Genomic DNA, 26545 nt, shown 5'->3' on the forward strand with positions numbered 1-26545 from the left:
AGATGATGCGGGTTCTCAGACGTTGACGATGTAGTCGGTGACTTTCACTTTTTGCGGCAGGATCTTGCGCTCCGAGAGCCAGTCCGCCGCGCCCTGGAAGGTGGCGATGAATTTGGCGTCGCCGGCGCCGTGGAACTCCCAGCGGCGCTGCAGCCGGATCAGCGAATCGCGCACGGCGTCGGAATAGCCGGCGTCCTTCTGCACCAGCGTTTCCGCCTCCTTGGTGTTGTTCGTGATCCACTCCCCTTCGGCACGGTAGGCGGCGTTGACGGCGCGCACGATGTCGCCGTTCTCTTCGGCGAACTTGCGGTGCGTGACGTAGGAATTGAAGTCGATCAGGAAGTCGAGGTCGCGCCCTTCGAAGAACACGTCATGCGCCTTGTATTCCACGCGCGCGATGTCCACGCCCGGGCTCCACATCGACCAGGCGTCGACCTTGCCCTGCGAGAATGCCGGGCCGGCATCGGGCGGGTTGAGATAGACGAACTTCACCTTGCTGCGGTCGATGCCATGTTTCTCCAGCGCCGCCACCAGCAGGAACTCTCCCAGGCCGGAACGGTTCACCGCCACGCTCTTGCCCACCAGGTCGGCGACCTTGTCGATGCCGGAACCGTCGCGCGCGATGATGGCGGTGCTGCGCGGTTCGACCACGGCGAACTGCGTAAACACCAGCGGCGATCCGGCGATCATCGCCGCCAGCGCCGGCGTGGTGCTGCCGCCGAAACCGAAATCGGCGCTGCCGCCGGTGACCGCCTGCAGCGACGGCGCATGGTTGGGGAACGGGCCGATCCATTGCACCTTGATGCCGTCCCTGGCCAGGATCTTTTCAAATTCGCCGCGGGTGCGGGCGATGCCGGGCAAGCCGCCCTTGCCCCATGCCAGGCGCACGGTATCGGTATTGCGCGACTTGCCCGCGGCGGCCAGCGCCGTGCCGGCAAGGCCGGCGGCGCCAAGCGCGGCGCCGGCGAAGGCGGCCTGGATCAAGTTGCGTCGTTGAAAATTGGCAGGCTTGTCGTGTTCGCTCATGATGAATGCTTGGTTGAGAAATGAAAGGAAAAAGAAGGCCCATGCCGCCGCTCGAGCGGCGACACGAAAACGCCCGGCCGGGAAATGCGTTCAGGCTTCGGCCGCCACCCCCAGCTCGGCCAGCAACTGCGCGCGCAAGGCCTCGGCGGCCGGATGCGAACGGTTGTGCGCGGCCTGCGGCGCGACCGTGTAGTCGCTGGCGATGGCGCCGTCGCGCATGACCAGGATGCGGTCGGCCAGCACGATGGCTTCGTCGACATCGTGCGTGACCAGCAGCACGCCGGGCCGGTGGCGCGCCAGCAATTGGCGCACCAGCGCATGCATGCGGATGCGCGTCAGCGCGTCGAGCGCGGCGAAGGGTTCATCCAGCAACAGCAGGCGCGGTTCGCGCACCAGCGCGCGGGCCAGCGCCACGCGTTGCGCCTGGCCGCCGGACAGGTTGCGCGGCCAGTCGTCGATGCGCGCGCCCAGGCCCACTTCTTCCAGCGCCGCCTTGGCCAGCGGCTTGCCGGCCTGGTCGTCCAGCCCCAGCGCGACGTTGCGCCACAGCGGATCCCACGGCACCAGGCGCGGTTCCTGGAACACCACCGCCGGTTGCGCCGGGCCGTCGATGCGCCCGCCGTCGGTGGCATCCAGCCCGGCCAGCGCACGCAGCAGCGTGGTCTTGCCGCAACCGCTTTCGCCGAGCAGGGCGACGAACTCGCCGCGCGCGATGCGCAGGTTCAGGCCCTTGATCACGCTACGCTCGCCATAACGACGCTGCAGGCCGCTGACGCTGACGGCGGTTTCCTCGAAACCTGCCGGATGCATGGTATGGGTGGGGAGCGTCATCATCGGCCGCCCTTGGCGTAGTTGGGATGCCAGGCCAGCAGCCGGCGCTCCAGCGCCCGCGCGATGCCGTCCGAGACGACGCCGATGCCGGCATAGATGACGATGGTCAGCACGATCACATCGGTCTGCAGGAACTCGCGCGCATCCATGGCCAGGGAACCGATGCCGACATTGGTGGCGATGGTTTCGGCGATCACCAGCGCCAGCCAGGCCACCGCCAGCGCATAGCGCACGCCGGCCAGGATCGACGGCAAGGCGCCGGGCAGGATGATGCGGCGGATCAGCGCCCAGTCCGACAAACCCATGACGCGGCCCAGCTCGACCAGCTTGGGGTCGACCTGGCGGATGCCGAGCACGGTATTGATATAGATCGGGAACAGCACGCCCAGCGACACCAGGAACACCTTGCCGCCCTCATCCACCCCGAACCACACGATCACCAGCGGCAACGCCGCCAGGAAGGGAACGGCGCGCACCATCTGCACGCTGCGGTCGAACAGCGCTTCGGCCAGGCGCGAAAAACCGACCAGGGTGCCCAGGGCGAAACCGATGCCGCCGCCGATGACAAAGCCGGAGACGGCCCGCAGCAGGCTGGCGGCGAGATCGCTCAGCAGACGGCCCTGGCCGACCAGGTTCCAGGCGGTGACGGCAACCTTGCTGGGCGCAGGCAATACCTGGGGCGACAAAAAACCGAGGCGGGCGAAAATTTCCCACGCCACCAGCGCGACCACCGGCGCCAGCCATGAAATGGCCAGCAGCGCATTTGGATCCGCCAGCCGCGATGGGCGCGCCGCGCTTGTCGACGGCGGCGGCCCGGCCGCTGCCGCCTTGGGCAAGGACAGGCGATTGACCACTTCTGGCATGGGTGCTTCCTCCACATTGGCTGGCGGCGAAGTGCCGCGATGTGGAAAATCCTAAACAAATTTCATGCATTATTTAAATAATGATTTCGATCTAACATATCCAATAAACATATTTGTGCAATACCTGCTGGCAGCGCAAGCTAATGCCAAAAACCGCCATGCCGGAAAAATGGAGAACGCATCAGCCGATGAAAACCGATGACCTCGAAGCCTTCGTGACGGTAGTGCGCTGCCAGTCGATCAGCCGCGCCGCGCAGCAGCTGGGCATCGCCCAGCCCTTGCTGAGCCGGCGCCTGCAGGGGCTGGAAAGCACCTTGGGCATCGCCCTGTTCGACCGCCAGAGCAAACCGGTGCGGGCCACCGCGGCCGGGCTGCGGCTGGCCGAGCAATGCCGCAACGTGTTGCATGAAGTGGATGTGCTGCGCGACATGGCGGCCGCCGACCTGCCGCCCAACGGCAACCTGCGCCTGGGCGTGACGCAAGGCATCGGCGAACTGGTGCTGGGTTCGCTGCTGGGGGAACTGCGCCAGGCCTGGCCGCAACTGCAGCCGCAAGTGAGCACCGGCTGGGGAGCCGCGCTGCTCGAACGGGTCGAGCGCGGCGAACTGGATGCGGCGGTGGTGCTGCAAGGGAGCGGCAAGCTGATGCCCGCCAACGTGGAGGCGCGGCTCCTGCACCGTAGCGAGGTGGCGATCCTGGGCCGCCGCGGCGACTGGCCGCGCAAACGCTACGCGCTGGCCGACTGCGCCGGCGCCGGCTGGGTGCTCAATCCCGACGGCTGCGGCTTTCGCGCCACGCTGGCGCGCGCGCTGGCAAGCCTGGGATTGCCGCTGCAAGTGAAACTGGATACCTATGCCAGGGAGCTGCAACTGCAAAGCGCGGCCGACGGCGTCGGCCTGTGCCTCTTGCCGCAACCGCTGTATGCCGGCAGCAGCCATGCCGGACGGCTGGCTGAACTGAAGCTGAGCGACTTCCGTCCGCAAGCTGAAGCCTGGCTGGTCCACCGCAAAAGCGCGGCGCACCTGCTGGCCCCCATCGAACGCATCGCGCAATCGGTGCAACAGGCGCTGCGCCAGCCCGGCGCCGCCTGAATGGCCGCATGCGCCCACCCGCGGCGGCCGGCAAACTGAACCGGCAATCGCGGACGGGCATCATGCCCTCCCCTCGCGGGGAGGCCTCAAGACATCAGAAAGTATGGCGGATGCCGACCTGCACGCCGGTCTCGCTGGCGCCGGCGTCCGGGCTCAACGCCTGGCTGGCGGTGAAGCTGGCGCCGGTCATCTTGTAGGCGGCCGTGTTCTCGTTGATCAGGCGCGAGGCCACGGCATACAGGCGGGTGCGCTTGGACAGGTCGTAGTTCACGATCAGGCTGAACTGCTTGGCGTTGTTTTTGTAGCTGGAACTGTCCTGGATGTAACCGCCGCCGGCGCCGATGGTGGTCCGCGCGCCGATACGGTAATCGGCCGACAGGCTGTAGGTATTGTGGTAATTGCCCGGCGTGTTGCCGACCACGCTGCCGGTCGGATCGTACTTGCCGGCCGGGTTGGTCAGCGCGTTGCCGGTAGTGGCGGAAATGACTTCATTGGTGCGGAAGAAAGCCAGGTAGAACTTGCCCGCGCCGTAGTCGTAATTACCGCCCAGCATGAACTGTTTCACGCTATTGGTGTTGGTGGCATTGTTGGCGTTCAGGTAGGCGCTGCCGACATACAGCGGACCTTGCTGGGTCTGGAAGCCGATCTGGTACACCGCGTTGGACGGTGTGCTGCCGGTGCGCTCGCCCACCGAGTAATGCAGCTCGATGTTGGAATTGGCGAACTTGGGCGAGATGTAGCTGATGTCGTTGTCCACTCGCGCCAGCCAGTTGGAGAAGTTGTTGTAGGCCGAGCCGTAAGTGGCGGCGCCGAACGCGTCCATGTTGCCTGCGTAGAGGAACATCGGCGTATTCTGCCGGCCTGCGCGCACCTCGCCGAAACCGCCGCCCAGGCCGACCCACGACTGGCGGTCGAAGAAACGGTAGCTGTTCTGCAAGCCGCCGGTGCTGGGATCGAAGCCGGTCTCCAGGTTGAACGTGGCGCGGTAGCCGCCGCCCAGGTCCTCGCTGCCCTTGAAACCGAGCCGGCTGGTCATCTCGCCGTTGTTGCCCATGGCCCAGAGCGAAGTGTTCTTGCCGCCGACGGTGCTCTTCTGGTAGCCGGTGTAGACGTCCAGCACGCCGTAGATGGTGACCGAACTCTGGGCGAATGCCGCCGGCGCGGCCGCCAGCAGCAGCGTCGCGGGCAACAGTTTGATCTTGGTATTGGACTTCATCGGACCTCCTCCTTAAGGTGTATGGATCTATGTAGATGTTGTAGATGCTGCGGGTTAAAACCTTGCTTGCCGCGCTGAAAAAGGCCAAGCCGCTCCCCTCCGCCATATCCGGCGGATATTTGTCAGGCTCGCAGCTCGGATGCCGGATGCCGGATGCCGGCGCTCAGGCCTGCCGTTCGAAGTGCTTCTTGACGATCAGCGCCAGCGGAACGGTAAAGAAAATGTGCGACATGAAGCCGCCGATGATCACGCCGGGGTCGTAGTAGTTGGGATGGTTGTCGGAGGCGATCATGATCGCCACATGCATGACGATCCAGGCCACCACCGCATAGAACAGCGCGATGAAGGTCGCCTCATAGCCCTTGCGGCGGAAGTACGGCCAGATCGCCGCGAACAGCACGCCCCAGACGATTGTGAAAAAGAAGTGGATGCCGGTGCCGACGAAGTAAGCGACCAGGCCCAGTGCCTCCTGCACGTCCTTGCCGAACACCAGCCCGGTGGCATTGCGCGGGATGCCGGCCAATGGCATCAGGTGCTGGGCGCCGACCCAGACCAGCGCTTCGTAGATCCAGATGATGATGCCGCCGCTCAGGCCGCCGATGATGCCGGCCCGGATCATTGCTCCCCGATCCTTCCAGCCGGCCGGCGACGATGCCGCGCCCAGGGCGGCGGTGCTATGTGTGGTTTGCATGGTGTCTTCCTTTCACTCCTTGGATTGGCGATATGCACGGATGGCCGTGCATTCTTTTTCTGCTTGTTCTTATTGCTTTTTGCTTATTGCTTTTTTCTTGTTGCGCTTGCGCGTTCTTGTTGCCGTGGCTTTTTTATCTTTTTCCGTGTCTGGCCTGCTGCCATCGCCTGCGGCGACGGCGCCTCCTTTCCTCATCCTCACGGCCGCCGCAAAAGCGCCGGCCGTGCCGGCCATTCAGTCGATGTATGTCAGCCCGGCCGCTTCCAGCGGTCCGCGCATGTCGTACATATCCAGGCCAAGCACGCCGGCGGCCAGCTTCGCGCGCTTCTCGCCTTCCAGGTCTTCGCGTTTTTGCGCGGCCTGCGCCACGCGCGCGGCGTCCGATGCCGGCACCGCCACCACGCCGTCGTCATCGGCCACCACCACATCGCCCGGATTGACCAGGGCGCCGGCGCAAACCACCGGGATGTTGACCGAGCCCGGCGTCGCCTTGATCGTGCCCTTGGCGCTGATGGCGCGGCTCCACACCGGAAAGCCCATTTCCTTGAGCACCTTCACGTCGCGCACGCCGGCATCGATCACCAATGCCCTGGCGCCGCGCGCCATGAAGCTGGTCGCCAGCAGGTCGCCGAAGTAGCCGTCGGTGCATTCGGCGGTGATGGCGGCCACCACGATGTCGCCCGGCCGGATCTGCTCGGCCGCCACATGCAGCATCCAGTTGTCGCCCGGATGCAGCAGCACGGTCACGGCGGTGCCGGCCACCGTCGCGCCCGGCCAGATCGGGCGCATGTAAGGTTTCAGCAGGCCGGTACGGCCCTGCGCCTCGTGCACGGTGGCCACGCCGAATTTCCCGAGGTGCTCCACCACGCCGGCATCGGCGCGTTCAATATTGCGCTTGACGATGCCCAGTTGATTGATCAGGGGTGTGCTCATGTTTACCGTCCTTGGCTCTTGAGTGTGGCATCCAGTCGCGGATACACGCGGCGCGCATTGCCTTCGAAGATCTTGCCGCGTTCCTCGTCGCTCAACGCCGCCGCCTGGATGTAGCGTTTGGTGTCGTCGTAGTAATGCCCCGTCTCCGGATCGATGCCGCGCACCGCGCCGATCATCTCGGAAGCGAACAGCACGTTGTCCACCGGAATCACCTTGGTCAGCAAGTCGATGCCCGGCTGGTGGTACACGCAGGTGTCGAAGAAGATGTTGTTGAGCAGGTGATCCTTCAGCAACGGCTTCTTCATCTCCTGCGCCAGTCCGCGGAAACGCCCCCAGTGGTAAGGCACCGCCCCGCCACCGTGCGGGATCAGGAACTTCAGCGTCGGGAAGTCCTTGAACAGGTCGCTGGTCAGGCATTGCATGAAGGCGGTGGTGTCGGCGTTCAGGTAGTGCGCGCCGGTGGTGTGGAAGCAGGCGTTGCAACTGGTGCTGACGTGGATCATCGCCGGCACTTCCAGCTCCACCATCTTCTCGTACAGCGGGTACCAGGACTTGTCGGACAGCGGCGGCGAACTCCAGTGGCCGCCGGACGGGTCCGGGTTCAGGTTGACGCCGACAAAGCCGTATTCCTTGACGCACTTCTCCAGCTCGGCGATCGAGGTGCGGATGTCCGCGCCCGGCGACTGCGGCAGCATGGCCGCGCCGATGAAGTGCTGCGGGAACAGTTGCGCCACCCGGTGGCAGAGTTCATTGCAGATCGCCGCCCAGGTCTGGCTGGTCTCCAGGTCGCCGATGTGGTGCGCCATGAAGCTGGCGCGCGGCGAGAAGATGGTCAGGTCGGCGCCGCGCTCCTTCATCAGGCGCAACTGGTTGCCTTCGATCGATTCGCGCAGTTCGTCGTCGCTGATCTTGAGCTCGGACGGCCTGGGCCCCAGCGCCGGCGTCTTCAGGTTGGCGATCTGCCGGTTGCGCCAGTCTTCCAGCGCCTTGGGCGCCGTCGTGTAGTGGCCGTGGCAATCGATGATCAGGGGATCTCTCATGGTTCTTTCTCGTTGAAGATGGCAGCGGGGAGCAGCACTTCCCCGCGCATGATGGGACGCGCCGTGCGCAGCAGCGCGGCGCGGATGATCTTTTGCTGATCGTGGGCGTCGAGCTCCAGCTCGACGCTGAATTCGCCGCTCGGATGCTCCACCGAGACCATGCGCTGCAGGCCGCCGCCGGCTTGCGCCAGGCCTTGCGCGACAGAACCTTCCAGCACGCAGGCCGTGGCCACGGTCACCGCCGCCAGCACGCCGATGGCCTCGTGGCAAACGTGCGGGATGAAGCAGCGGGTGGAGATGGCGCCGCCGGCCGCCGGCGCCGATAACAGGCACATCTTGGGATAGTTCTTCGCCGCCACGTCGCCCAGGCCCATCAGCGGGCCGGCAACCAGGCGCAAGGCTTCCAGCTTGTGCTTCAGATCCTGGTTGCCGTTGAGTTCGGCAACGCTTTCGCGGCCGCTGATGCCGAAATCGGCGGCACGCGCCAGCACCATGGGCATGCCGTTGTCGATCAGCGTGACGCACACCGACTGCGCAGCGCCGTCGGACGTGGAAAACGCAACCTGGTCCAGTAGGCGGCCGCTGGGCAGCATGGCCGCACAGACCGAACCGGCGGTGTCGAGAAAATTGATCTTCACCGGCGCCGCACTGCCCGGCACGCCGTCGATGCGGGTGTCGCCGCCGTAGCGCAGATGGCCGCCCGGCGTCTGCACCGTCACCTCGCATTGCATGCCGGTGTTGAGCGTGAGGATGCGGGCGCTGGTAACCGGGTCTTGCGCCGCCACCAGACCGCGCTCGATGGCGAACGGCAGCACCGCCGCCAGCATGTTGCCGCAATTGGGCGTGGTATCGACCTGGTCGGAATCGGGCTGCAACTGGGCGAACAGGAAATCCAGGTCGACGCCCGGCACGGCGCTGCGGCTGACGATGGCGGCCTTGCTGGTCAATGGATGGGCGCCGCCCAGGCCGTCGATCTGGCGGCGGTCGGGCGAACCCAGCGCGGCCAGCAAGGCCCGGTCGCGGCCCGCGGTATCGGCCGGCAGGTCGCCGGCGAGGAAGAACGGCCCGCGCGAGGTGCCGCCACGCATCAGGGTGCAGGGAATGGAAAGCAAGTCCTGGCTGGAAGGGGTTGGCACGCTCTTTACCTTTGCAAATCGTTGCGTCTGTTCAGGGCACCACTATGAGTGAGTAGCCGCTGCGCTTGGTTGCGTTGTATCCTCTCCTCTGTTCTAATTTTCTAATCGAAGTGGTTTTACAACATCGGTCCGGCTGATGCCCCTGCTCAATCTCCGCCACCTGCACGTGTTCAACGTGGTCGCCACCACCGGCGGCGTGCGCCGCTCGTCGGACACGCTGCTGCGTGCTTCCTCGGCGGTGGCGCGCTCGGTGGCGGCGCTGGAACAGAGCCTGGATGTCCGGTTGTTCGAACGCAAGGGTCGCGGCATGCTGCTCACGGCCGCCGGCGAGGCGGTCAAGCTGCGCGTGGAGCGCATCGAGGCCGAACTGCGCGAGGTGCGCGACGACGCGCTGCGCCTGCGCGAGCGCACCGGCAGCCAGGTCGCCAGCCTGGACGCGCTGTTCAACGAACGCCGCCTGCAAGCCACCACGCTGCTGGCCGAAACCCATCACATGCCCAGCGTGGCGCGGCTGATGGAGGTATCGCCATCGGCGGTCAGCCAGGCTATTTCCATGCTGGAAGGGATCTTGGGCCAGCCGCTGTTTTTCCGCACCGCCCACGGCATGCTGCCGACCGACGCCGGCCGCCGCTGGACCGAGCGTTTCGAACGCGCCCTGGCCGAGCTGCGCCATATCCCGGAAGACATCGCCGCGCTGGCCGGTATCGTGCAAGGCACGGTGACCGTCGGCGCGCTGCCGCTGGCGCGTTCGCAACTCTTGCCGGCGGCAGTCGCCGGAGTGCTGGAAAAACACCCGCGGCTGCAGATCCGCTCATTGGAAAGCCCCTATGAAGAGCTGGCGGCCGGACTGATGAGCGGCCGCATCGACTTCATCGTCGGCGCGCTGCGCGCCTTCTCCAGCGACACCTTCGACATGCGTCCGCTGATCGCCGACAGCGCCGCGCTGATCGCGCGCGTGGGGCATCCCTTGTCGCAGCGCAAAAAACTGACGCTGGGCGACCTCGACGGCTATCCCTGGGTGCTGTCGCGCGCCGGCACCCCGCTGCGCGACTCGATCGAACAATTCTTCCGCGACAGCAACTGGGAAGTGCCGCGCCCGGCGGTGGAAACCGGCGACCTGGCGCTGTTGCGCGGCCTGCTGGTGTCCAGCGACATGCTGACCGTGATCTCGGCCCACCAGTTGCACCACGAAATCGTCACCGGACAGCTGACCGCCCTGCCCTTCGCCATGCATGGCATGGAGCGCACCATCGGCATCATGCAAAGAAAAGGCGCACACCTCTCGCCCGGCGCGCGTGCGCTGCAGCAGGAAATCGAAGCCGCGGCCAGCTTCTGGGAATAAGGGCGCCGGCCCCTGGATCGGCTCCTCTCCGCATCCCTAAAAATCCACCGCAATTAGAAAATGGCAACGCCCAGCCAGCCGAAAGCAATACTCGACGACGCCCTCGGTCTTACACTTCTTTCATTGTCGAGGCAGGCCATTTGCACTTCGGCAAGCATTTCCGACGCCGCGCCCGCATCAGCGGCGCTGTCGCGTATAAATTCATATCTATATCGGAGACTTAATGAATACAGCACAATCGCTGGACGTGCGGGCACATATCAACGGGCGCAAGATGTCCGGTTACCAATGGCTGCTGCTCGTCCTCTGTTTTTTGATCGTGGCCACCGACGGCATGGATGTCGCCATCATGGGCTTTTTAGCGCCCGACATCACCAGGGAATGGGGCATTTCGCGCGCCGCGTTCGGCGTGGTGATGAGCGCCGCGCCGCTCGGGCTTGCCATCGGCGCGCTGCTGGTGGGCCCGCTGTCGGACCGCTACGGCCGCAAGAAGCTGCTCATGCTGGCTGTCGCCTGGTTCGGCGTGTTCAGCTTGCTGTGCGCCACCGCGCATGATGTGGTGACGCTGTCGGCGCTGCGCTTTCTGACCGGCCTGGGCCTGGGCGCGGCAATGCCCAACGCCACCACGCTGCTGTCCGAATACGTGCCGGAACGCTCGCGCAGCACGCTGCTGGCGATCATGTTCACCGGCTTCAACCTGGGTTCCGCGCTGGTCGGCTTCATCGCCGCCGCGCTGCTGCCGCACTACGGCTGGCGCGCGGTGCTGGTGGCCGGCGGCATCATCCCGCTGGTGTGCCTGCCGTTCTACCTGTGGCTGGTGCCGGAGTCGGCGCGCTTCCTGGTGGTGAGGAACTTCCCATCCGAGCGCATCGCAAAAACCCTGGCCAAGGTCTGCGGCGGCCAGTTCGCGCCGGGCCAGGCATTCACCATCAGCGAACCGCAGGTCAAGGGCTCGCAGCCGGGCAAGGTGCTGCTGTCGGCTAATTATCGCAAGACCACGCTGTCGCTGTGGGGCACTTATTTCATGGGCTTGCTGGTGATTTACCTGCTGTCGGGCTGGCTGCCGACGCTGATCAAGGATGCCGGCCTGCCGATCGAGAAAGCCGCCAGCATCACCGCCCTGTTCCAACTGGGCGGCACCGTCGGCGCGCTGGTGGTAGGCTACCTGATGGACCGCTGGTCGCCCAGCCGGGCGATCGCCGCGGCCTATGTGTCGGGCGCGGTGTTCATCCTGCTGCTGGCATCGGGCAGCGTGCAGTCGGGCATGTTCGCGGCGTATGTGCTGCTGGCGGGCTTTTGCATGAGCGGCGCGCAGACCGGCATGAACGCGTTCGCCCCCTCCTGCTACCCGACCCCGGTGCGCGCCACCGGCGTATCGTGGATGCTGGGCGTGGGCCGTTTCGGCAGCATCCTCGGCTCCTTCGCCGGCGGCTTGCTGCTCTCGCTGGGCTGGAGCTTCGGTTCGGTGATCGCCATCCTGGCGGTGCCCGCTACCCTGGCCGCGCTCATCATCGTCTTCATCCAACTCGGTCAACGTACCGCCACCGCATAAGCAACAGGAACCGCAGTCATGGCAAACATCGTAGGCGCTATCGCATCGTCGCACACTCCCACCATCGGCTTCGCATTGGATGCCGGCAAACAGCATGACCAGGTCTGGGCGCCGATCTTCAAGGCCTACGAGCCGGTGCAAAAGTGGCTCAAGGAAAAGCAGCCCGACGTCATGCTGGTGGTCTACAACGACCATGTGACGTCATTCTTCTTCGACCACTACTCCGCCTTCGCGCTGGGCGTGGGCAATGAGTACAGGGTAGCCGACGAAGGCGGCGGCGCGCGCAAGCTGCCGCCGGTGGGCGGCCACGCGGCGCTGGCGCGCCACATCGGCACTTCGCTCATGGCCGACGAGTTCGACATGTCGTTCTTCCAGGAGAAGGCGCTCGACCACGGCTGCTTCTCGCCGCTGTCGATGCTGTGGGAACACGAACCAGGCTGGCCCGGCAAGATCATCCCGCTGCAGGTCGGCGTGCTGCAGTTCCCGATCCCGACCGCGCGCCGCTGTTTCAAGCTGGGCCAGGCATTGCGCCGCGCCATTGAAAGCTATCCGGAAGACCTCAACGTAGTGCTGGTCGCGACCGGCGGCCTGTCGCACCAGGTGCACGGCGAACGCGCCGGCTTCAACAACACGCCGTGGGACCACCAGTTCCTCGACCTGTTCGAAAAAGATCCGGAAGCCCTGGTCAACCTCACCCACGCCGAGCTGGCCACGCGCGGCGGGCTGGAAAGTGCGGAAGTGGTGATGTGGCTGGTGATGCGCGGCGCCATGCCGGCCGGCATCAATTGCCTGCATCGCGAGTACTACCTGCCTTCCATGACCGGCATCGCGGTGGCGGTGTACGAACCGTCGACCGCGACCGACGCCGCCATGCAGGCGCGCCGGGGCGAGCAGCAACGCGCGCATATGGCGCAACAACTCGACGGCATCGAGAAACTGGCCGGCACCTATCCGTTCACGCTGCAGACCAGCAACGAGCGTTACCGCATCAACCGCTACCTTTACCAGTTGATTCAGCCGGCCTTCCGTGAACGTTTCCTGGCCGATGCCGAGGCGACTTACGACGAGGCGCAACTGAGCGACGAAGAACGCGGCATGATCAATCGCCGCGACTGGCAGGCGATGATCCGCTACGGCGTGATCTTCTTCCTGCTGGAAAAGCTGGGCGCGGTGGTCGGCGTGTCCAACCTGCACATCTATGCCGCCATGCGCGGCCAGTCGCTGGCGGATTTCCAGCAGACCCGCAACGCGCCCGGCGCGCTGTATTCGGTGGCCGACAGCGCCACCGACCGCGCCGCCGACTGGGACCAGCAAGCCGCGCCGACGCCCGGCAAGACCGGCACCCAATAACCATTGAGCAGCCCATGCCCGGCACAGGCAGGCATGGATCGCCCGGAGACGGCAACGTCCCCGGGCTTTTTTCATCGCGCATCAGCGCAATTCGGACTCCGCCACGCCCGGCACGCCCTGCCGGATGGCCTTCGAATAATCCGCATCCGGCGCCGCCGCCAGCGCACGCTGCGTGATGCGGCCTGCGGCCTTCAGTTCATCGAAGGAGCGGCCCGGCGCCAGGCCGCCGTGGTCGTAGGCATATTGCGCAAAATATCCCGACAGCAGCAGCCGGTAATCCAGCGGCAGCGAGGGCGACAGCCGGCGCGCCAGTGCGAACACGATGGTGGTGCAATTGCTGGTGAGCGTATTGTAGAAACGGGGCTCTTGCTGCAACTGGGCGGCCCGCTCCAGGTAACCGAGGAAGACCTTGCGCAACTGCTCCGGCGCCAGCCGCAGCCGGTACAGGTAGACGTCTTCGCCGCGCGCATTGGTGCGGGTACGGATGATGTCGCTCTCGTCGGCCGCCACGATCACTGTTTCAAACCGGCGGAAGAAGCCGCCGATGGCGGAAAAGCTCTCGCCCCGCTCTTTGCGGATCTCCAGCGAGAACACCAGTCGCCGGCCGTCGTCGAAACCGAACGACACCAGCGTGTGCGCGATCGCCGGCCCCATCCAGTAAGACAGGAGCAGATCGGCCGAGACCAGGTGCGCCAGGTCGTAACGGCGGGTCTCCCAACGCACGTCGTAATCGGTTTCGCTGCGCCAGCGGAAGTTGCGCACATTGGCCAGCGTCACCTGATCGCCCTGCACTTGCGGCTCCAGCATGCGCGCGACATCGTCGGCCCAGATCCGCTCATGCGATGGCCGGATGCCATGCCACCATGCCAACAGCGCCACCGCGCACAGCAGGAACGCCGCCAGGCTCCAGCGCCAACCGGCGCCAGTCACGCCGACCAGGGAAACCAATGCCGCCAGCGCCAGCAACGACCACGCGGCAATCGCCGCGCCGCGCGCCCACGGCGGCGCCGGCAGCTGGAACCACAAGGCGCACGCGCCCCATGCGGCCAGGCCGGCCAGCACGCAAACCGCCAGCAGCAACAAGGGCCAGCGCAGCCACAGGAAGGAAGTCAGGAACGCCATCGGAAAATCGCATTCGTCAAGAAATGGGAAAAAGCGGGGGGCGGTTCACCCCCTGCGCCAAGCGGCATTGTAGCTGCCGCATACGTATATGTTTATGCGGATTTATTCGTGGCCGGCGCCGGGGCCGCGGCACAGAATCTTCCGATTGCCATCCCGAGGAAACGCCATGAGCCGCGACCTGTTGCTATTGCTTGAACACGGTTTCACCGATCCCGCCCATCCGGGCGAACGTTTCATCTGCCCCGACGGTGCGCCCATCGAAGGCTTGCTGGCCGGCGACCCGGAGCGCGCGGCGCAACTGGACATCAAGCGCCTGCCTTTTCCGCGGCCGCGCGCCGCAGTGGTGGCGGCGCTGGACGCGCAACACCAGAGCCTGCCGGTGCTGATCCTGGGCGACCGGCTGCCGCCGCCGGACGATGCGCAAAGCCTCGACGGCAAGCGCTTCGTCACCGATACGCGCCGCATCCTCGACCTGCTGGCGCAGCGCCACGGCTTCCCGCGCGTGCATTGAGGCGACGCCAGGTTCCCCGATGAGCGCGCCCCCTCGCCAGTTGCACCTGAACGTCAATATCCTGCATTCCGGGTTCATCCCCTCGGCATGGCGCCTGCCCGATGCCGACCCGCTGGCCTTCATCGATGCCGCCCACTACGTGAAGGTGGCACAGATCGCCGAAGCCGCCAAGTTCGATGCGGTGTTCCTGGCCGACAATGCTGCCATCATCGAACAGATCGACTTCCGGCCGATCACCGCGCTGGAGCCCACGGTATTGCTGGCCACCGTGGCCGCCGCCACCACCCGTATCGGCGTCATCGGCACCGCCTCCACCAGCTACAACGAGCCCTACAACATCGCGCGCCGCTTCGCCACGCTGGACCATGTCAGCGGCGGCCGCGCCGGCTGGAATATCGTCACCACCGCCGATGCCGGTTCGGCGCGCAACTTCGGCCTCGATGCCACGCCCGACCATGCCGGCCGCTACGCGCGCGCCGATGAATTCACCGAGGTGGTCAAGGCGCTATGGAACAGCTGGGACGACCACGCAGTCATCGGCGACAAGCAAAGCGGCCGCTTCATCGATGAGACCAGGGTCAAGCCGATCGCCCACCGTGGCCGGCACTTCAGCGTGCAAGGCCCGCTCAACCTGCCGCGCACGCCGCAGGGCCAGCCGGTGCTGGTGCAAGCCGGCGGTTCCGGCGACGGCCGCGAGCTGGCCGCGCGCCACGCCGAAGCCGTGTTCTCGGCCGCGCACACCCTGGAAGAGTCGCTGGCCTACAGCCGCGCCATCAACGAACGCGCCGCCGCACTGGGACGAGGCCCGCACGCGGTCAAGATCCTGCCCGGCCTGGCCACCATCATCGGCGCCACCGAAGCCGAGGCCCTGCGCCGGCGCGACGAGCTGATCGACATGATCCCCTGGAGCTACAGCCTCAAGCGCCTGGCGGGCACCCTCGGCATCCCGGCCGAACGCCTGCACCTCGACCAGCCGCTGCCCGCCGGCCTGGCCTTGCCGGCGGGCGGCAATGGCAACCACACCTTCTTCCACGCCACGCTGTCGCTGGCGCAAGGCCGGCGGCACACCGTGCGCGACCTGATCCGCGCCCTCTGCGGCGGCGGCGGACACCGCGTGCTGGTGGGCACGCCTGAACAGATTGCCGATGAGATCGAAGCGTGGTTCAAGGCCGGCGCGGCCGACGGCTTCAACCTGATGCCGGACGCCTTGCCAGGCGGCCTGCAGGATTTCACCGATGGCGTGGTGCCGATCCTGCAGCAGCGCGGATTGTTCCGCAGGGAATATGCGGGGCGCACCTTGCGGGAGCATTTCGGGTTGGCCCGCCCCGGCACCGACGCAAGCCGGCGCGCACGGGTTGCCTGAGGCGCGGCGGCCGAATCCGACAGGGCAATCAGTTGCGCTTGCCGACGGTAGTGAAGTAATCCGGCAAGGTAAATCCATCATAAAAACGATCTCCCCGGATCGCCTTCTGGAAATTCTCCGAACGGTAAGCCTCCGCCAGATCCCGCGCATAGGCATCGGACTGGCGCGTCTTCTTCACCGCCACCACGTTGATATACGGCGGCTTCATGTCTTCCAGGGCGAACGCATCCGACAGCTTCAGCTTGGCGAAGATGGCGAAGTTGCCCTGGACCGCGGCGAAATCGGCATCGTCCAGCGCCCGCGGCCCCTGGGCATTCTCCAGCGGCACCAGCTTCAACCCCACCTTGTTTTCCACCACATCGAGTTCGGTCACATCGACCGGCTTGTTCTCGCGGATACGGATCCAGCCCAGCCGCTGCAAGATCCACAAGGCCCGCTGCAGGTTGACCGGGTCGTTGGGCACGGCCACCGTAAAGCCTTTCTTGAGGTTGTTGAGATCCTTGTGCTTCCTGGAATACAGGCCCATCGGCGGCGTAGGCACCTGGACGATGCCGACCAGGTCGGTCTTGTTGCGCTCGTTGTAGGAATCGAGAAAGACCGTGTGCTGCATCACGTTGGCGTCGATGTCGCCCTTGAAGACGGCGCTGTTGGCTTCCAGGCCGGTGGTGAATTCGTAGAAGCGGATCTTGTAGCCCTTTTTCTCCAGCTCCGGCTGCACGCCCAGCTTGAATTCGTCGATATAAGGGCCGGGCACGAAGCCGATCTTCAGTTCGCGCTCCTGTGGCGCGGCATAGGCGAGGCTGATGGCAAAAGCAGGCAACAGCAGCAAGGAGAAAATTCGTTTCAGCATGGTCGATATCGCTTCCGGCAGAGTGGTGGAAAAATGAAAAAACGCTGCCGAAAGTGTATTGACCGTGCCGCTTCAATTGAACGAACGAATCCGCATGAGGATATTTGCTGGCTGTCTGGCGAGGATCAGACGTAGCCGTTGCCGAAACGCTCGTCATGCGGCCGGCCGTTGAGGTGGTAGTTGCCGATGGCCGCCTCGCGCTGGATCGCCGGATTGTGCGAAGCCAGCGTGCGCGCGTTGCGCCAGTGGCGGTCCAGCCGGCGGGTTTCGCTGGTGGCCGAGGCGCCGCCCACTTCGAACAGCAAGGTGGTGGCTTCCAGCACCTGGCCGATGACGATCTGCTGCGCTTCGAAGGTCTTGATGTCGAGCGCGTCGTAATCCTCGGTGGCGACCGTACCGGCGCGGCGCGCGGCATGCAGCGCATCCTGTTCGCGCGCCACGGCCAGCGTCAGTTGTTCGGCCGACCATGCCAGGCTGGCCAGGCGGCCGATGACACGCTGCACCAGCGGATTCTCGCGCGGGCTGGAGTTGCCCGGCACGCCGAAGGTGCGGGTACGCGGCCGGGTGAATGCCAGCGCATCGCGCAGCGCGGCGCGCGCGATGCCCGACAGCGCGGCCAGGTGGAACGTCTGGTAGAAGGAGGTGATGATGGTGTTGCGGCGCGGCTGCGACACATGGTAACGGTCCAGCACCTGGGCATCGTCGACCAGCACGTTGTGCAAACGCGTGGTGCCGCTGCCGGTCAGGCGTTGCCCGAAGCCGTCCCAGTCGTCGACCCGTTCGACCCCTGGCGCGTCGGTGGGCACCAGCACATTGAAATCGGACTCATGGTCGTGCGCGCGCACCAGCACCCAGTCGGCATACAGGGTGCCGGTGGAATAGTACTTCTCGCCGTTGAGGCGCCAGTGGCCGTTGCCGTCCTTTTCCAGCAGCACCGAATTGCCGGTGGCGGCATTGCGCTCGGACGCGGCCGCGCCGAAGGTCTTGCCGCTGCCGATCACATCCAGCCAGCGGCGCGTGTCGGCGTCGTCCTTGCGCTCCAGCAGCAGCTCGGTGAAACCGGCGTTCACGCGCAGGATCTGCGGCAGGTTGGATTCGGCCTCGCCCAGGCGGATCAGCAGGTAAAAGTAATCCTCCAGGCTCACGCCGGCCCCACCGTGCGCGACCGGCACCCGCAGCGCAGAAAATCCCGCTTCCTTCAACTGCCGCACTTCCTCGAACGGCAGGCGGCGCTCGGTTTCACGGGCGATGCTGTCTTGCGCGATCAGCGCAAACAGGTCGGAAAAGCGTTGATGCAGCGCGTGAGCGGATGCGTTGGCGGATGTGCTCATGATGTCCTCGGATGGTAGATCCCGACGATTATCTGGCAGCCAACCCATCCTGCCGAAGGAAGGAAAACGGATATCGATATGCGGCCGCGGAGTCAGCCTGCGGCCACCGCCGGCACCACCAGCGGCACGCTCTTGCGGATGGCCGCAACCATGTTCTTTACCGCCGGCGAACGTTCGAAGCGGCGAAACACCGCGGCCACCTCGGAGCCGATGGCCGCGCCCGCCAACGGCCGGTAAACCACATTGGGCAAGTCCACCACCTGGGTCAGCACGCCCGGCACCACCGCCACGCCGGCGCCCACCGAAACTTCGGCCAGCACCGCCAGCAGGCTGCCGGGCCGGCTCTCGCTGCGCGGTGCGAAGCTGCCGCGGCGGCAGACCTCATGCGTGCCCAGTTCCTGCTCGGGCAGGATAAAGGCTTCGCCCGCCAGCGACCTGGCCTTGACCGCCTTCCCCGCCGCGGTCGAGCGCGCCAGCGCGTGGTCGGCCGGCAGCGCCAGGCAAAAGCGGTCGCGCAGCAGTACATGCGTTTGCAGCGACGGCGCCAGCGCCAGCGGCATGCGCACGAAAGCGACGTCGACGCGCCCCTCTTCCAGCGCCTCGGACAAACGGTGCATCGGCCACTCCCGCGCCTGCACCTCGGCGTCGGGCCACTGGCGGCGAAAGGCGCTGATCTGTTGCTGCAGGATGCCGCCGAACACCGCCGAACCGACATAGCCGATCTCCACCCGGCCCAGCTCGCCGCGTCCGGCGCGGCGGCCGACATGCAAGGCTTGCTCGAATTGCGCCAGCACGCCGCGCGCCTCCTCGGCAAAGGCTTCGCCGGCGGAAGTGAGCGCCACCGACCGTTTGGTGCGCACGAACAGCTGCACCTGCAGCTTGCGTTCCATTTCATGGATCTGCACGCTCAGGGTGGGCGTGGCAATGCCGAGCATTTCCGCCGCACGGGTGAAATGCAGCTGCTCCGCCACGGTCAGGAAGTAACGCAGATGGCGCAGTTCCATGGCACACCTCCTTCTTTGAATTAGGTATTGGCTAATTAATTTCAAAAACTTATGTATTGAACTGAATTATAGGCACTGATTGAATGGATAGCTCCCTCTCCATCCTTTATCAAGGAACACGATATGTTCAAGAACACGCTTTCCCTCGCCATCGGCGCCGCCGCGCTGGCCGCCGCACAACTGGCCGGCGCCGCCAGCCTGCCGGTGCAGCCGGTGCTGACGCTGGCCGCGGCGCAGCAAGTGATGTCAGCCGCGCAAGCCAAGGCACAGGCCGAGAACTGGCCGTGCGTGATTTCGGTGGTCGATGCCGCCGGCCTGCCGCTGGCGCTGGTGCGCATGGACAACGCGGCGGTACCGGCCGGCGTCGACATCGCACCGGGCAAGGCGCGCACGGCGGCACTGTTCCGCCGTCCCAGCGGCGCGCTGGAAGATGCGATCAACGGCAACCGGCCGGCCGTGGCGACCGCGCGCGGCTTCGTGCTGATGCGCGGCGGCTTGCCGCTGGTGGCTGACGGCCAGATTGTCGGCGCCATCGGCGTATCGGCCGACACGCCGCAGCACGATGAAGAAATTGCCAGGGCCGGCGCGGCTGCACTGAAATAAGAGCCCGAACGGGCGCCAATCGCCATCGACAAGGAGCGAAGAGGAGACACCATGCGCACCCTGTTTTCAAGCGCCGCCGGACGGATATTGCTCAGCGGCTCGCTGGGCTGCGCCATGACGGTGCTGGACACCAACGTGGTCGGCATCATCCTGCCGACCATCGCACGCGAACTGGGCGCCTCCTTCGCCGATATCGAATGGGTGGTGAGCGCCTACGTGCTGTGCTTCGCCGCCCTGCTGCTGCCGGCCGGTTCGGTGGCCGACCGTTATGGCCGCAAGCGCATCTTCCTGTGCGGCATCGCGGCGTTCGCCCTGGCCTCGCTGGCCTGCGCGCTGGCGCCTTCGGCACAGGCGCTGTATGTGGCGCGCGCGGCGCAAGGCGTCAGCGCGGCGTTGCTGCTGGCGCCGGCGCTGGCCATCATCGGCCATGCCTTCCACGACGCGGCGGCGCGCGCCCATGCCTGGGCCGTGTGGGGCGGCATCATGGGACTGGCCATGGTGCTCTCGCCGCTGGCCGGCGGCGCCATCAATGCGCTCTTGGGCTGGCGCTGGGCCTTCGCCATCAATATCCCGATCTGCCTGTTGCTGGGCGTGGCGGTGCTGCGCCATATCCCGGAGTCGCGCAATCCGTCCGTGCGCCCGCTGGACCTGCCGGGCATCCTGTCTTTCTCCAGCGCTATCTTCATGCTGACCTGGGCCCTGATCACCGGGCCCGAGTACGGCTGGGGCAGCGTTGCTTTCGCCGTCCGCGCCGCGGGCGGCGTTTTTTTATTCGCCTCGTTCGTCGCCCTCCAGCGCAAGGGAGCGCATCCCATGCTGGACTTGTCGCTGTTCCGTTCGACCGGATTCATCGGCGCGGTGGCGGCGATGTTCGCCTATGCGGCATCGGCGCAGGTGATGGCGTCGTTGCTGCCGCTGTTCCTGCAGAATGCGCGCGGCATGCAGGCCGGCGCGGCGGGGTTGGCCATGCTGCCGTTCGCGCTGGCCATGCTGCTGTTGCCGCAAGTCGGACGGCGCCTGGCGCGCACCTGGCCTGCGGCGCGCATCCTGCTGCTGGGGCTATGCATCGTGGCCTTGGGCAACCTGCTCATGGCGCTGGCCGCGCATGCGGGCAGCGGCGCGCTCACCGTGATCGGCATGGCAGTGCTGGGCAGCGGCGGCGGACTGCTCAATGGCGAAACGCAAAAGGCCATCATGGGCAACGTGCCGCGCGAACGTGCCGGCATGGCCTCGGGCATCAGCACCACGTCGCGCTTCACTGGCGTACTGGCCGGATTCACGGGGCTGGGAGCGGTCCTGGCGGAAGGCGCGCGGCATGCCATGGCGCGCGCGCTGGCAGCGCTCGGCACCAACGGCAACAACGGCGCACATGCCGGTGAATTCATCGCGCGCGCCATGGCGGGCGACTTCGACGGCGCGGCACGGCTCTATCCGCAACAGCGCGAGGCTGCCGTCGCCATCGCGCGGCAGGCCTACCGGCTTGGTTTCTCGCATGTGTTCATGGCGGCGGCGCTGCTGGCGCTGTGCGCGGCCGGCATCGTGGCCTGGTCGCTCAGGCGCGCCGCCCTTCCAGCACCAGCGACGCCAGCCGCGGCAGAACCGATTCGGCAGACGCCGCGATCTTGAAGCTCAACAACGGGTCGGCGCGCGTGAGGCCGCGATTGATGGCCGCCACCGGTTTTCCCGCTTGCGCCGCCATGCGGGCAAAACGAAATCCCGACAGCACCATCAGCGACGATCCGACCACCAGCATGGCATCGCAAGCATGCGCCGCCTGCTCCGCTTCGGCGTTGCGCGCGGCGGGCACGCCGTCGCCGAAGAACACCACATCCGGCTGCAGCATGCCGCCGCACAGATCGCAGGATGGCACATGGAAATCGGCATCGGCGTGCGGTTCCAGCTGGGCGTCGCCATCCGGCAAGGCGACGGCTTGGGCATCGGCCAGCGCGGGGTTGAACCGCTCCAGTTCGACCTGTATCCGGGCCCGCTCATACCGGGCGCCGCAAGACAGGCAGCGCACCGCGTGGATGCTGCCATGCAGTTCCATCACCCGGCGGCTGCCGGCCTGCTGGTGCAAGCCGTCGACGTTTTGCGTCAGCACCGCAGCCACCCGCCCCGCCGCCTCCAGTTGCGCGATGGCGCGGTGCGCGGCATTGGGCCGGGCTTGCGCCAGGCGCGGCCAACCCAGCATGCTGCGCGCCCAATAGCGCTTGCGCGCCGCTTCGGAGGCGCGGAATTCCGCGCCCTGGATCGGCAAGCGGCCGCGGCGCACGCCGTCTTCATCGCGGTAGTCGGGAATGCCGGAAGCGGTGCTGATGCCGGCGCCGGTCAGCACCAGTACGTTATTGCTGGCCAGCAGCAGGCGCGCCAGCGCCGCCAGTCCATCCCCGCTGGCGCTGACTGTATCGGCGAGCGTTGCCGCTGGCGGTGAATCGTTCATGGATGGGAGCCCGGCTTGTGGTGGAAACAGCGTGCAGCGTAAGCCATTTTCGCAAGTCTTGCCGCCCGCGACAGCTTTAACCGACCACCCTGTTCAGGCTATTGTCAGCTACCCGTTACAGCCTGTAACGCCTGTAACAACCGCAGCGTCAACTCGGCATTCGTGGAGGCCGTTGGAAAAAAATCGGGCAAGGCTCGCAGCGCGTGCCCGCCCTTATTACAGCCAACAGGAACACAACATGACAGCTGATAAAAACCGGTTCACCACCCTGGTGTCCTCCTCGCTCATCATCAGCCTGCTCGCTCTTGCAGGTTGCAACAAAACCAACACCCCCGCCGACACGCCGCCCAACACAGCGGCAGCGGCTCCGACCACGCCGCCCTATACGCCGCCGACCGCCGACCAGTTGTCGCAGATGGTGGCGCCGATCGCCCTGTTCCCCGACAAGCTGGTGGCCCAGGTGCTGGCCGGCGCGACCTATCCCGACCAGATCAGCTCCGCCAACCAGTGGCTGGCGCAAAATCCCTCGCTCAAAGGCGCCGCATTGCAAAATGCGGCAAACCAGCAGCCCTGGGATGTCAGCGTCAAATCGCTGACCGCATTCCCCTCGGTGCTGAACCAGATGGCCGGCAACATCCAGTGGACCACCGCGCTCGGCGAAGCCTATGTGAACGATCCCGGCGATGTGATGAACGCCATCCAGGCGATGCGCTTGCGCGCGCAGCAGTCCGGCAACCTGAAGAACTCTCAACAATTGAGAATCACCTCGGTCGCGCGCGCGGCGCCGCCGCCGAATTACGCCAGCGCGCCCGGCGAGCCGCCGGTCTATGCCGGACCGGCAGTGATACCGCCGCCGCCGCAAACGATCGTGATCGAACCGGCGCAGCCCGATACGGTGTATGTGCCGAGCTATAACCCGGCCGTGGTCTACGGCGGCGCGGTTCCGGTGTATCCCGGCTATGTCTATCATCCGCCGGTCTACAGCACCGGCGATGTGGTGGCCACCGGCGTCCTGTCGTTCGGCGTCGGCATTCTGGTCGGCGCCGCCATCAGCAATCACGACAGCTGGGGCTGGCATTCGTGGGGCATGAACTGGGGCGGGCCCGGCCCCGGCTCGGGCGGCGGCCCAAATTATGGCGGCGGCCCCGGCGGCGGCTGGCATCGCCCGGCGGTGGTCTACAACAACACGACTTATGTTTCGAAGTCGACCACCGTCATCAACCATATCGACAACCACAACAACAACTCTCGCACGGTCAACAACTACGGTACGACCAATAACAACAACGGCACCATCAACAACACCAGCATCAGCAACAGCAACAACAACAGCAGCCGCCCGAGCTTCAACGCGGCCACGCCGAACGCCAACGCGCACATGCAAACCGCGCCGGCCGGCCCCATGACGATGCCGCATTTCGCCGCCGGCGATACGCGTCCCGGCGCGCGTCCGGCCAACGTCCCGCAAGCGCAGCACGGCGCCGGCAACGCGCCCACGCCGCCTCACGCCAATGGACACGGACCTGAAATGACGCCGCACGCCGCCGCCGCGCAAAGACCGAATGCCGGCCCGGCGCAACATCCGGGCGCCATGGAGAACCGCCAGCAGAACGCCGAACGGCCGCCTCAGCCCGACACGCGTCCGTCCGCTCCGCCGCCGGGCGCAGCACGCCAGGAACATGCGGCAGCCAGAGAGAACCTGCAGGCGCATCAGAATCCGCCCCCCTCCGCACGGCCACAGGCGCCGGCGCCCCACGCGCAAGCCCCGCAAGTGCATGCCCAGCCGGCGGAACAACCCAGGCCGCAAGCCCAGCCGCATGTTCAGCCGCATGACCAGCCACATCCGCAACCACATGTGCCGCAGCCACACCCGCAAGAGCACGCCCAACAGCATCCGCAAGAACATCCGCATCCGGCTAAAAAAGAAGAGCGCAGGGAAGAGAAAAGGGAATGAAGACAGGCCAGGCGATCGGTTTCGCCTGGCTTGCCGTCGCGCATGACGTCAGTGATGACGACGGAACGCCGGCGGCATTGTCCCTCTGCCCTCTATCTCCCGGTCATTTCAGCCAGGTCATCTGTGCCGTCTTGCCATCGAGATAGCCTGCGTTGGCGTCGGCGACTTCCCGCGTGTAGTCCCACAACGCCCGGATGCGCGCCAGCTCACGCCGTTCCGGAGGGGCCACCAGCCACAGCGAACGCGTGATGTCCACCTTATGCGGCAACACGGGGACGAGATTGTCGGTCACGTTGGCCAGGAAGCACGGGAGGATGGCAAGCCCAAGACCTGCTTTCACGGCCTGCGCCTGCGCCACGACGCTGGTACTGCGCAGGCATCGCTTGAGCGATGCCCCCCATTTATGCAGATGGAATTGCTGCGGCGAGAAAAGCAGGTCGTCGACGAAGTCGATCCAAAGATGATCCTGAAAATCCTCCGTGCGCCTGATCCGGGGATGACGCGCCAGGTACTCGGGAGTCGCATAGGGAAGCAATCTGTATTCCCCCAGCTTCCTGGTCACAAAATTGTTGGTGCTTGGCCGGTCGAGCGCCACTGAAGTATCCACTTCCCTTTTCGAAATATTCAGTGACCTGGGCAGCGGCAGCACATCCATGGCGATGCCCGGATGACGCTGGCAGAAATTGGAAAGATGGGGCATCAGGAAGAAAGTCCCGAAAGCCTCCGTGGCGCCAATCCGGATCTCGCCGCTGAGCTCCATCCGGTCGCCCCCGGCCGCCTGGGACTCCATGACCGAGAAGGTGCTTTCAAGCTTTTCCGCATGCTCGAAGAGATGATGGCCGGCCGTCGTCAAACGCAGCCCCTGGGCGCTACGGTCGAAGAGCTTTGAACCGACGTCCTTTTCGAGCTGCCTGATCCGGCGCGAGATCGTCGACTGGCTCATCTTCAGCAGGTGGGCCGCCTCCACTCCCGACTGGGTGCGTGCCGCGGCAAGGAATATCCTGAAATTATCCCAATCGAAGTTGCTCATTCCGGTCTCCCTCGGCTATTCATATTTGCATAACCCAGTTTCATTTTCGTCTGTAGCAAATGCCAAATTTGCAAACTAAGATGATTATCACTTTTCAGGAAAAAGCAGCAAGCGGATTAATACCGAAAGCTGCACCAATGATTTTCATCAGGAGACGACATTGAGCATCAGCATCAGCCTCGGCCATGCGGCCATCCGCCATTCGCCGTAAACCATTTCCCGCGGACGACGCGCCAGTCGTCCTCCATCGCTGCAGCCCGATTCAACGCCAACGCGCATCCAGCCCGATGGCGCGGGCGGCTGCCGCCCCGACGGACAGGGCTGCCGGCCGATGCCCGATGGCCGCCAGATCGATGGCCGAATTCCTTACCCCTCTTTTACGGAGCCCCTGTGACAACAGTTACACATCATTTTGCCGACCTGGATGACGTCAGCCTCCACTACCTTGCTGCCGGAAGCGGCTTCCCCGTGGTCTTGTTGCATGGCATTCCCCAGACCTCCTACGAGTGGCGGCACGTCATCCCTCATCTGGCTCAAGATTACCGGGTCATTGCCCCCGATCTGCGCGGGCTGGGCGACTCGTCCAGGCCTGCTTCGGGTTACGACAAGAAAACGGTATCGAACGACGTATGGCGCCTGCTTGAGTCGCTTGGCATCGACAGTTTCCATCTGGTCGGGCATGACTGGGGCGGGCCGACGGCCTTCTCACTGGCCGCCCAGCATCGCGACGCCGTCAAGACGCTCGCCATTCTCGACGTCGCCATCCCGGGAGACGGCGCCGACTTTTCGCAAGGTGGGCGGCGCTGGCACCACGCCCTCTTCCGCACCCCGGATCTGCCGGAGGCCCTGTTCCAGGACCGGGAGCGCCTGATCATCGATTGGCTCTTCGATCACTACGGCCACCGGCCGAACTGCATCGGCGATGAGGATCGCAAGGAATACATGCGCACCTACGCCAAACCTGGGGCCATGCGGGCGATGTATTCCTTCTACCGCGCGCTGCCGCAAGATGCCGCCGACAACCGGCTGATGCTGCAAAGGGATGGAAAACTGAAAATGCCGGTACTCGCGCTGGGAGGCGCCAAAGGATTCGGCCGGGCCATGGAGACCATGGAATCCCTCCAGAGAGTCGCCGAGGATGTCCGGGGCGGGCTGGTTCCCGACTCCGGACATTGGGTAACGGAAGAGCAGCCCGAGTTTATCGCCAGGGAACTCCTGAAGTTCTTCAGCGAGAAGTAGGCCAAAGAGAAAACCGAGGAGACAAGC

General features: G+C 65.5%; 24 protein-coding genes. 10 read left to right on the top strand and 14 right to left on the bottom strand.

Features of this window, described 5'->3' with window-relative positions:
- Positions 1–15: 15 nt before the first annotated feature.
- From AC07N6_RS23185 to AC07N6_RS23195, 3 genes are all read right to left on the bottom strand, one after another.
- Complete coding sequence (locus tag AC07N6_RS23185; RefSeq protein WP_494783533.1) at positions 16–1026, bottom strand: NrtA/SsuA/CpmA family ABC transporter substrate-binding protein; 1011 nt, start codon at positions 1024–1026, stop codon at positions 16–18.
- A gap of 90 nt (positions 1027–1116) precedes the next feature.
- Positions 1117–1857 carry an ABC transporter ATP-binding protein gene (locus tag AC07N6_RS23190; RefSeq protein ID WP_494783534.1) on the bottom strand — a complete coding sequence of 247 codons (741 nt, stop codon included), beginning with the start codon at positions 1855–1857 and terminating at the stop codon, positions 1117–1119.
- Positions 1857–2720 carry an ABC transporter permease subunit gene (locus tag AC07N6_RS23195; protein WP_494783535.1) on the bottom strand — a complete coding sequence of 288 codons (864 nt, stop codon included), beginning with the start codon at positions 2718–2720 and terminating at the stop codon, positions 1857–1859. Before AC07N6_RS23195 ends, AC07N6_RS23190 begins: the two co-directional genes overlap by 1 nt.
- Positions 2721–2908: 188 nt before the next feature.
- Here AC07N6_RS23195 and AC07N6_RS23200 point away from each other — a divergent pair, with 188 nt between their 5' ends.
- Positions 2909–3811: a LysR family transcriptional regulator gene (locus AC07N6_RS23200; protein WP_494783536.1), complete on the top strand. Its 903-nt coding sequence runs from the start codon at positions 2909–2911 to the stop codon at positions 3809–3811.
- A 94-nt stretch (positions 3812–3905) separates the two neighbouring features.
- Here the strand turns inward: AC07N6_RS23200 and AC07N6_RS23205 are convergent, their stop codons facing one another.
- From AC07N6_RS23205 to AC07N6_RS23225, 5 genes are all read right to left on the bottom strand, one after another.
- Positions 3906–5027 carry a porin gene (locus AC07N6_RS23205; RefSeq protein WP_494783537.1) on the bottom strand — a complete coding sequence of 374 codons (1122 nt, stop codon included), beginning with the start codon at positions 5025–5027 and terminating at the stop codon, positions 3906–3908.
- Positions 5028–5190: 163 nt separating this feature from the next.
- The gene (locus AC07N6_RS23210; protein ID WP_494783538.1) at positions 5191–5718 is read right to left on the bottom strand and encodes a hypothetical protein; all 528 of its coding nucleotides are present in this window, start codon (positions 5716–5718) and stop codon (positions 5191–5193) included.
- A 234-nt stretch (positions 5719–5952) separates the two neighbouring features.
- A complete protein-coding gene (gene ligK, locus AC07N6_RS23215; RefSeq protein ID WP_494783586.1) occupies positions 5953–6636 on the bottom strand; it encodes a 4-carboxy-4-hydroxy-2-oxoadipate aldolase/oxaloacetate decarboxylase in 684 nt (227 codons plus the stop codon).
- 17 nt (positions 6637–6653) lie between these two features.
- A complete protein-coding gene (locus AC07N6_RS23220; protein WP_494783587.1) occupies positions 6654–7679 on the bottom strand; it encodes an amidohydrolase family protein in 1026 nt (341 codons plus the stop codon).
- 8 nt (positions 7680–7687) lie between these two features.
- A complete protein-coding gene (locus AC07N6_RS23225) occupies positions 7688–8827 on the bottom strand; it encodes a 4-oxalomesaconate tautomerase (RefSeq protein WP_494783539.1) in 1140 nt (379 codons plus the stop codon).
- Positions 8828–8963: 136 nt separating this feature from the next.
- Between AC07N6_RS23225 and AC07N6_RS23230 the strand changes: the two genes are divergently transcribed.
- The 3 genes from AC07N6_RS23230 to AC07N6_RS23240 all read left to right on the top strand — a co-directional run bounded on the left by AC07N6_RS23230 (position 8964) and on the right by AC07N6_RS23240 (position 13071).
- A complete protein-coding gene (locus AC07N6_RS23230) occupies positions 8964–10169 on the top strand; it encodes a LysR family transcriptional regulator (RefSeq protein WP_494783540.1) in 1206 nt (401 codons plus the stop codon).
- Between the two features lie 223 nt (positions 10170–10392).
- On the top strand, positions 10393–11721 hold the full coding sequence (locus AC07N6_RS23235; RefSeq protein ID WP_494783541.1) for an MFS transporter: 1329 nt from the start codon (positions 10393–10395) through the stop codon (positions 11719–11721).
- Between the two features lie 18 nt (positions 11722–11739).
- A complete protein-coding gene (locus AC07N6_RS23240; protein ID WP_494783542.1) occupies positions 11740–13071 on the top strand; it encodes a gallate dioxygenase in 1332 nt (443 codons plus the stop codon).
- A gap of 81 nt (positions 13072–13152) precedes the next feature.
- Here AC07N6_RS23240 and AC07N6_RS23245 read toward each other — a convergent pair whose 3' ends face one another.
- Complete coding sequence (locus AC07N6_RS23245) at positions 13153–14193, bottom strand: Lnb N-terminal periplasmic domain-containing protein (protein ID WP_494783543.1); 1041 nt, start codon at positions 14191–14193, stop codon at positions 13153–13155.
- 166 nt (positions 14194–14359) lie between these two features.
- Here AC07N6_RS23245 and AC07N6_RS23250 point away from each other — a divergent pair, with 166 nt between their 5' ends.
- Positions 14360–14704, top strand: a complete 345-nt coding sequence (locus AC07N6_RS23250) for a DUF3088 domain-containing protein (protein ID WP_494783544.1) — start codon at positions 14360–14362, stop codon at positions 14702–14704.
- A gap of 19 nt (positions 14705–14723) precedes the next feature.
- Complete coding sequence (locus tag AC07N6_RS23255; RefSeq protein ID WP_494783545.1) at positions 14724–16067, top strand: LLM class flavin-dependent oxidoreductase; 1344 nt, start codon at positions 14724–14726, stop codon at positions 16065–16067.
- A gap of 28 nt (positions 16068–16095) precedes the next feature.
- On the opposite strand, the gene AC07N6_RS23260 is transcribed toward AC07N6_RS23255, so the two are convergent.
- The 3 genes from AC07N6_RS23260 to AC07N6_RS23270 all read right to left on the bottom strand — a co-directional run bounded on the left by AC07N6_RS23260 (position 16096) and on the right by AC07N6_RS23270 (position 19252).
- Positions 16096–16917 carry a MetQ/NlpA family ABC transporter substrate-binding protein gene (locus AC07N6_RS23260; protein WP_494783546.1) on the bottom strand — a complete coding sequence of 274 codons (822 nt, stop codon included), beginning with the start codon at positions 16915–16917 and terminating at the stop codon, positions 16096–16098.
- Positions 16918–17042: 125 nt separating this feature from the next.
- Entirely contained in the window at positions 17043–18248 is a 1206-nt protein-coding gene (locus AC07N6_RS23265) for an acyl-CoA dehydrogenase family protein (RefSeq protein WP_494783547.1), read from the bottom strand.
- Between the two features lie 92 nt (positions 18249–18340).
- Positions 18341–19252, bottom strand: coding sequence for a LysR substrate-binding domain-containing protein (locus AC07N6_RS23270; protein WP_494783548.1), 912 nt, complete (start codon positions 19250–19252; stop codon positions 18341–18343).
- Positions 19253–19375: 123 nt separating this feature from the next.
- On the opposite strand from AC07N6_RS23270, the gene AC07N6_RS23275 reads away from it, so the two are divergent.
- Positions 19376–19855, top strand: coding sequence for a GlcG/HbpS family heme-binding protein (locus tag AC07N6_RS23275; protein ID WP_494783549.1), 480 nt, complete (start codon positions 19376–19378; stop codon positions 19853–19855).
- A 51-nt stretch (positions 19856–19906) separates the two neighbouring features.
- Positions 19907–21481, top strand: coding sequence for an MFS transporter (locus AC07N6_RS23280; protein ID WP_494783550.1), 1575 nt, complete (start codon positions 19907–19909; stop codon positions 21479–21481).
- Here the strand turns inward: AC07N6_RS23280 and AC07N6_RS23285 are convergent.
- Entirely contained in the window at positions 21408–22295 is an 888-nt protein-coding gene (locus AC07N6_RS23285; RefSeq protein ID WP_494783551.1) for an NAD-dependent protein deacetylase, read from the bottom strand. The genes AC07N6_RS23280 and AC07N6_RS23285 overlap by 74 nt on opposite strands.
- A 238-nt stretch (positions 22296–22533) precedes the next feature.
- Here AC07N6_RS23285 and AC07N6_RS23290 point away from each other — a divergent pair, with 238 nt between their 5' ends.
- Complete coding sequence (locus AC07N6_RS23290) at positions 22534–24249, top strand: DUF3300 domain-containing protein (protein WP_494783552.1); 1716 nt, start codon at positions 22534–22536, stop codon at positions 24247–24249.
- Between the two features lie 103 nt (positions 24250–24352).
- Here AC07N6_RS23290 and AC07N6_RS23295 read toward each other — a convergent pair whose 3' ends face one another.
- Complete coding sequence (locus AC07N6_RS23295; RefSeq protein WP_494783553.1) at positions 24353–25279, bottom strand: LysR family transcriptional regulator; 927 nt, start codon at positions 25277–25279, stop codon at positions 24353–24355.
- A 390-nt stretch (positions 25280–25669) separates the two neighbouring features.
- Between AC07N6_RS23295 and AC07N6_RS23300 the strand changes: the two genes are divergently transcribed.
- Positions 25670–26518, top strand: a complete 849-nt coding sequence (locus tag AC07N6_RS23300) for an alpha/beta fold hydrolase (RefSeq protein ID WP_494783554.1) — start codon at positions 25670–25672, stop codon at positions 26516–26518.
- Positions 26519–26545 lie beyond the last annotated feature (27 nt).

The sequence above is a fragment of the Herbaspirillum sp. GW821-FHT09A12 genome, from assembly GCF_059418325.1.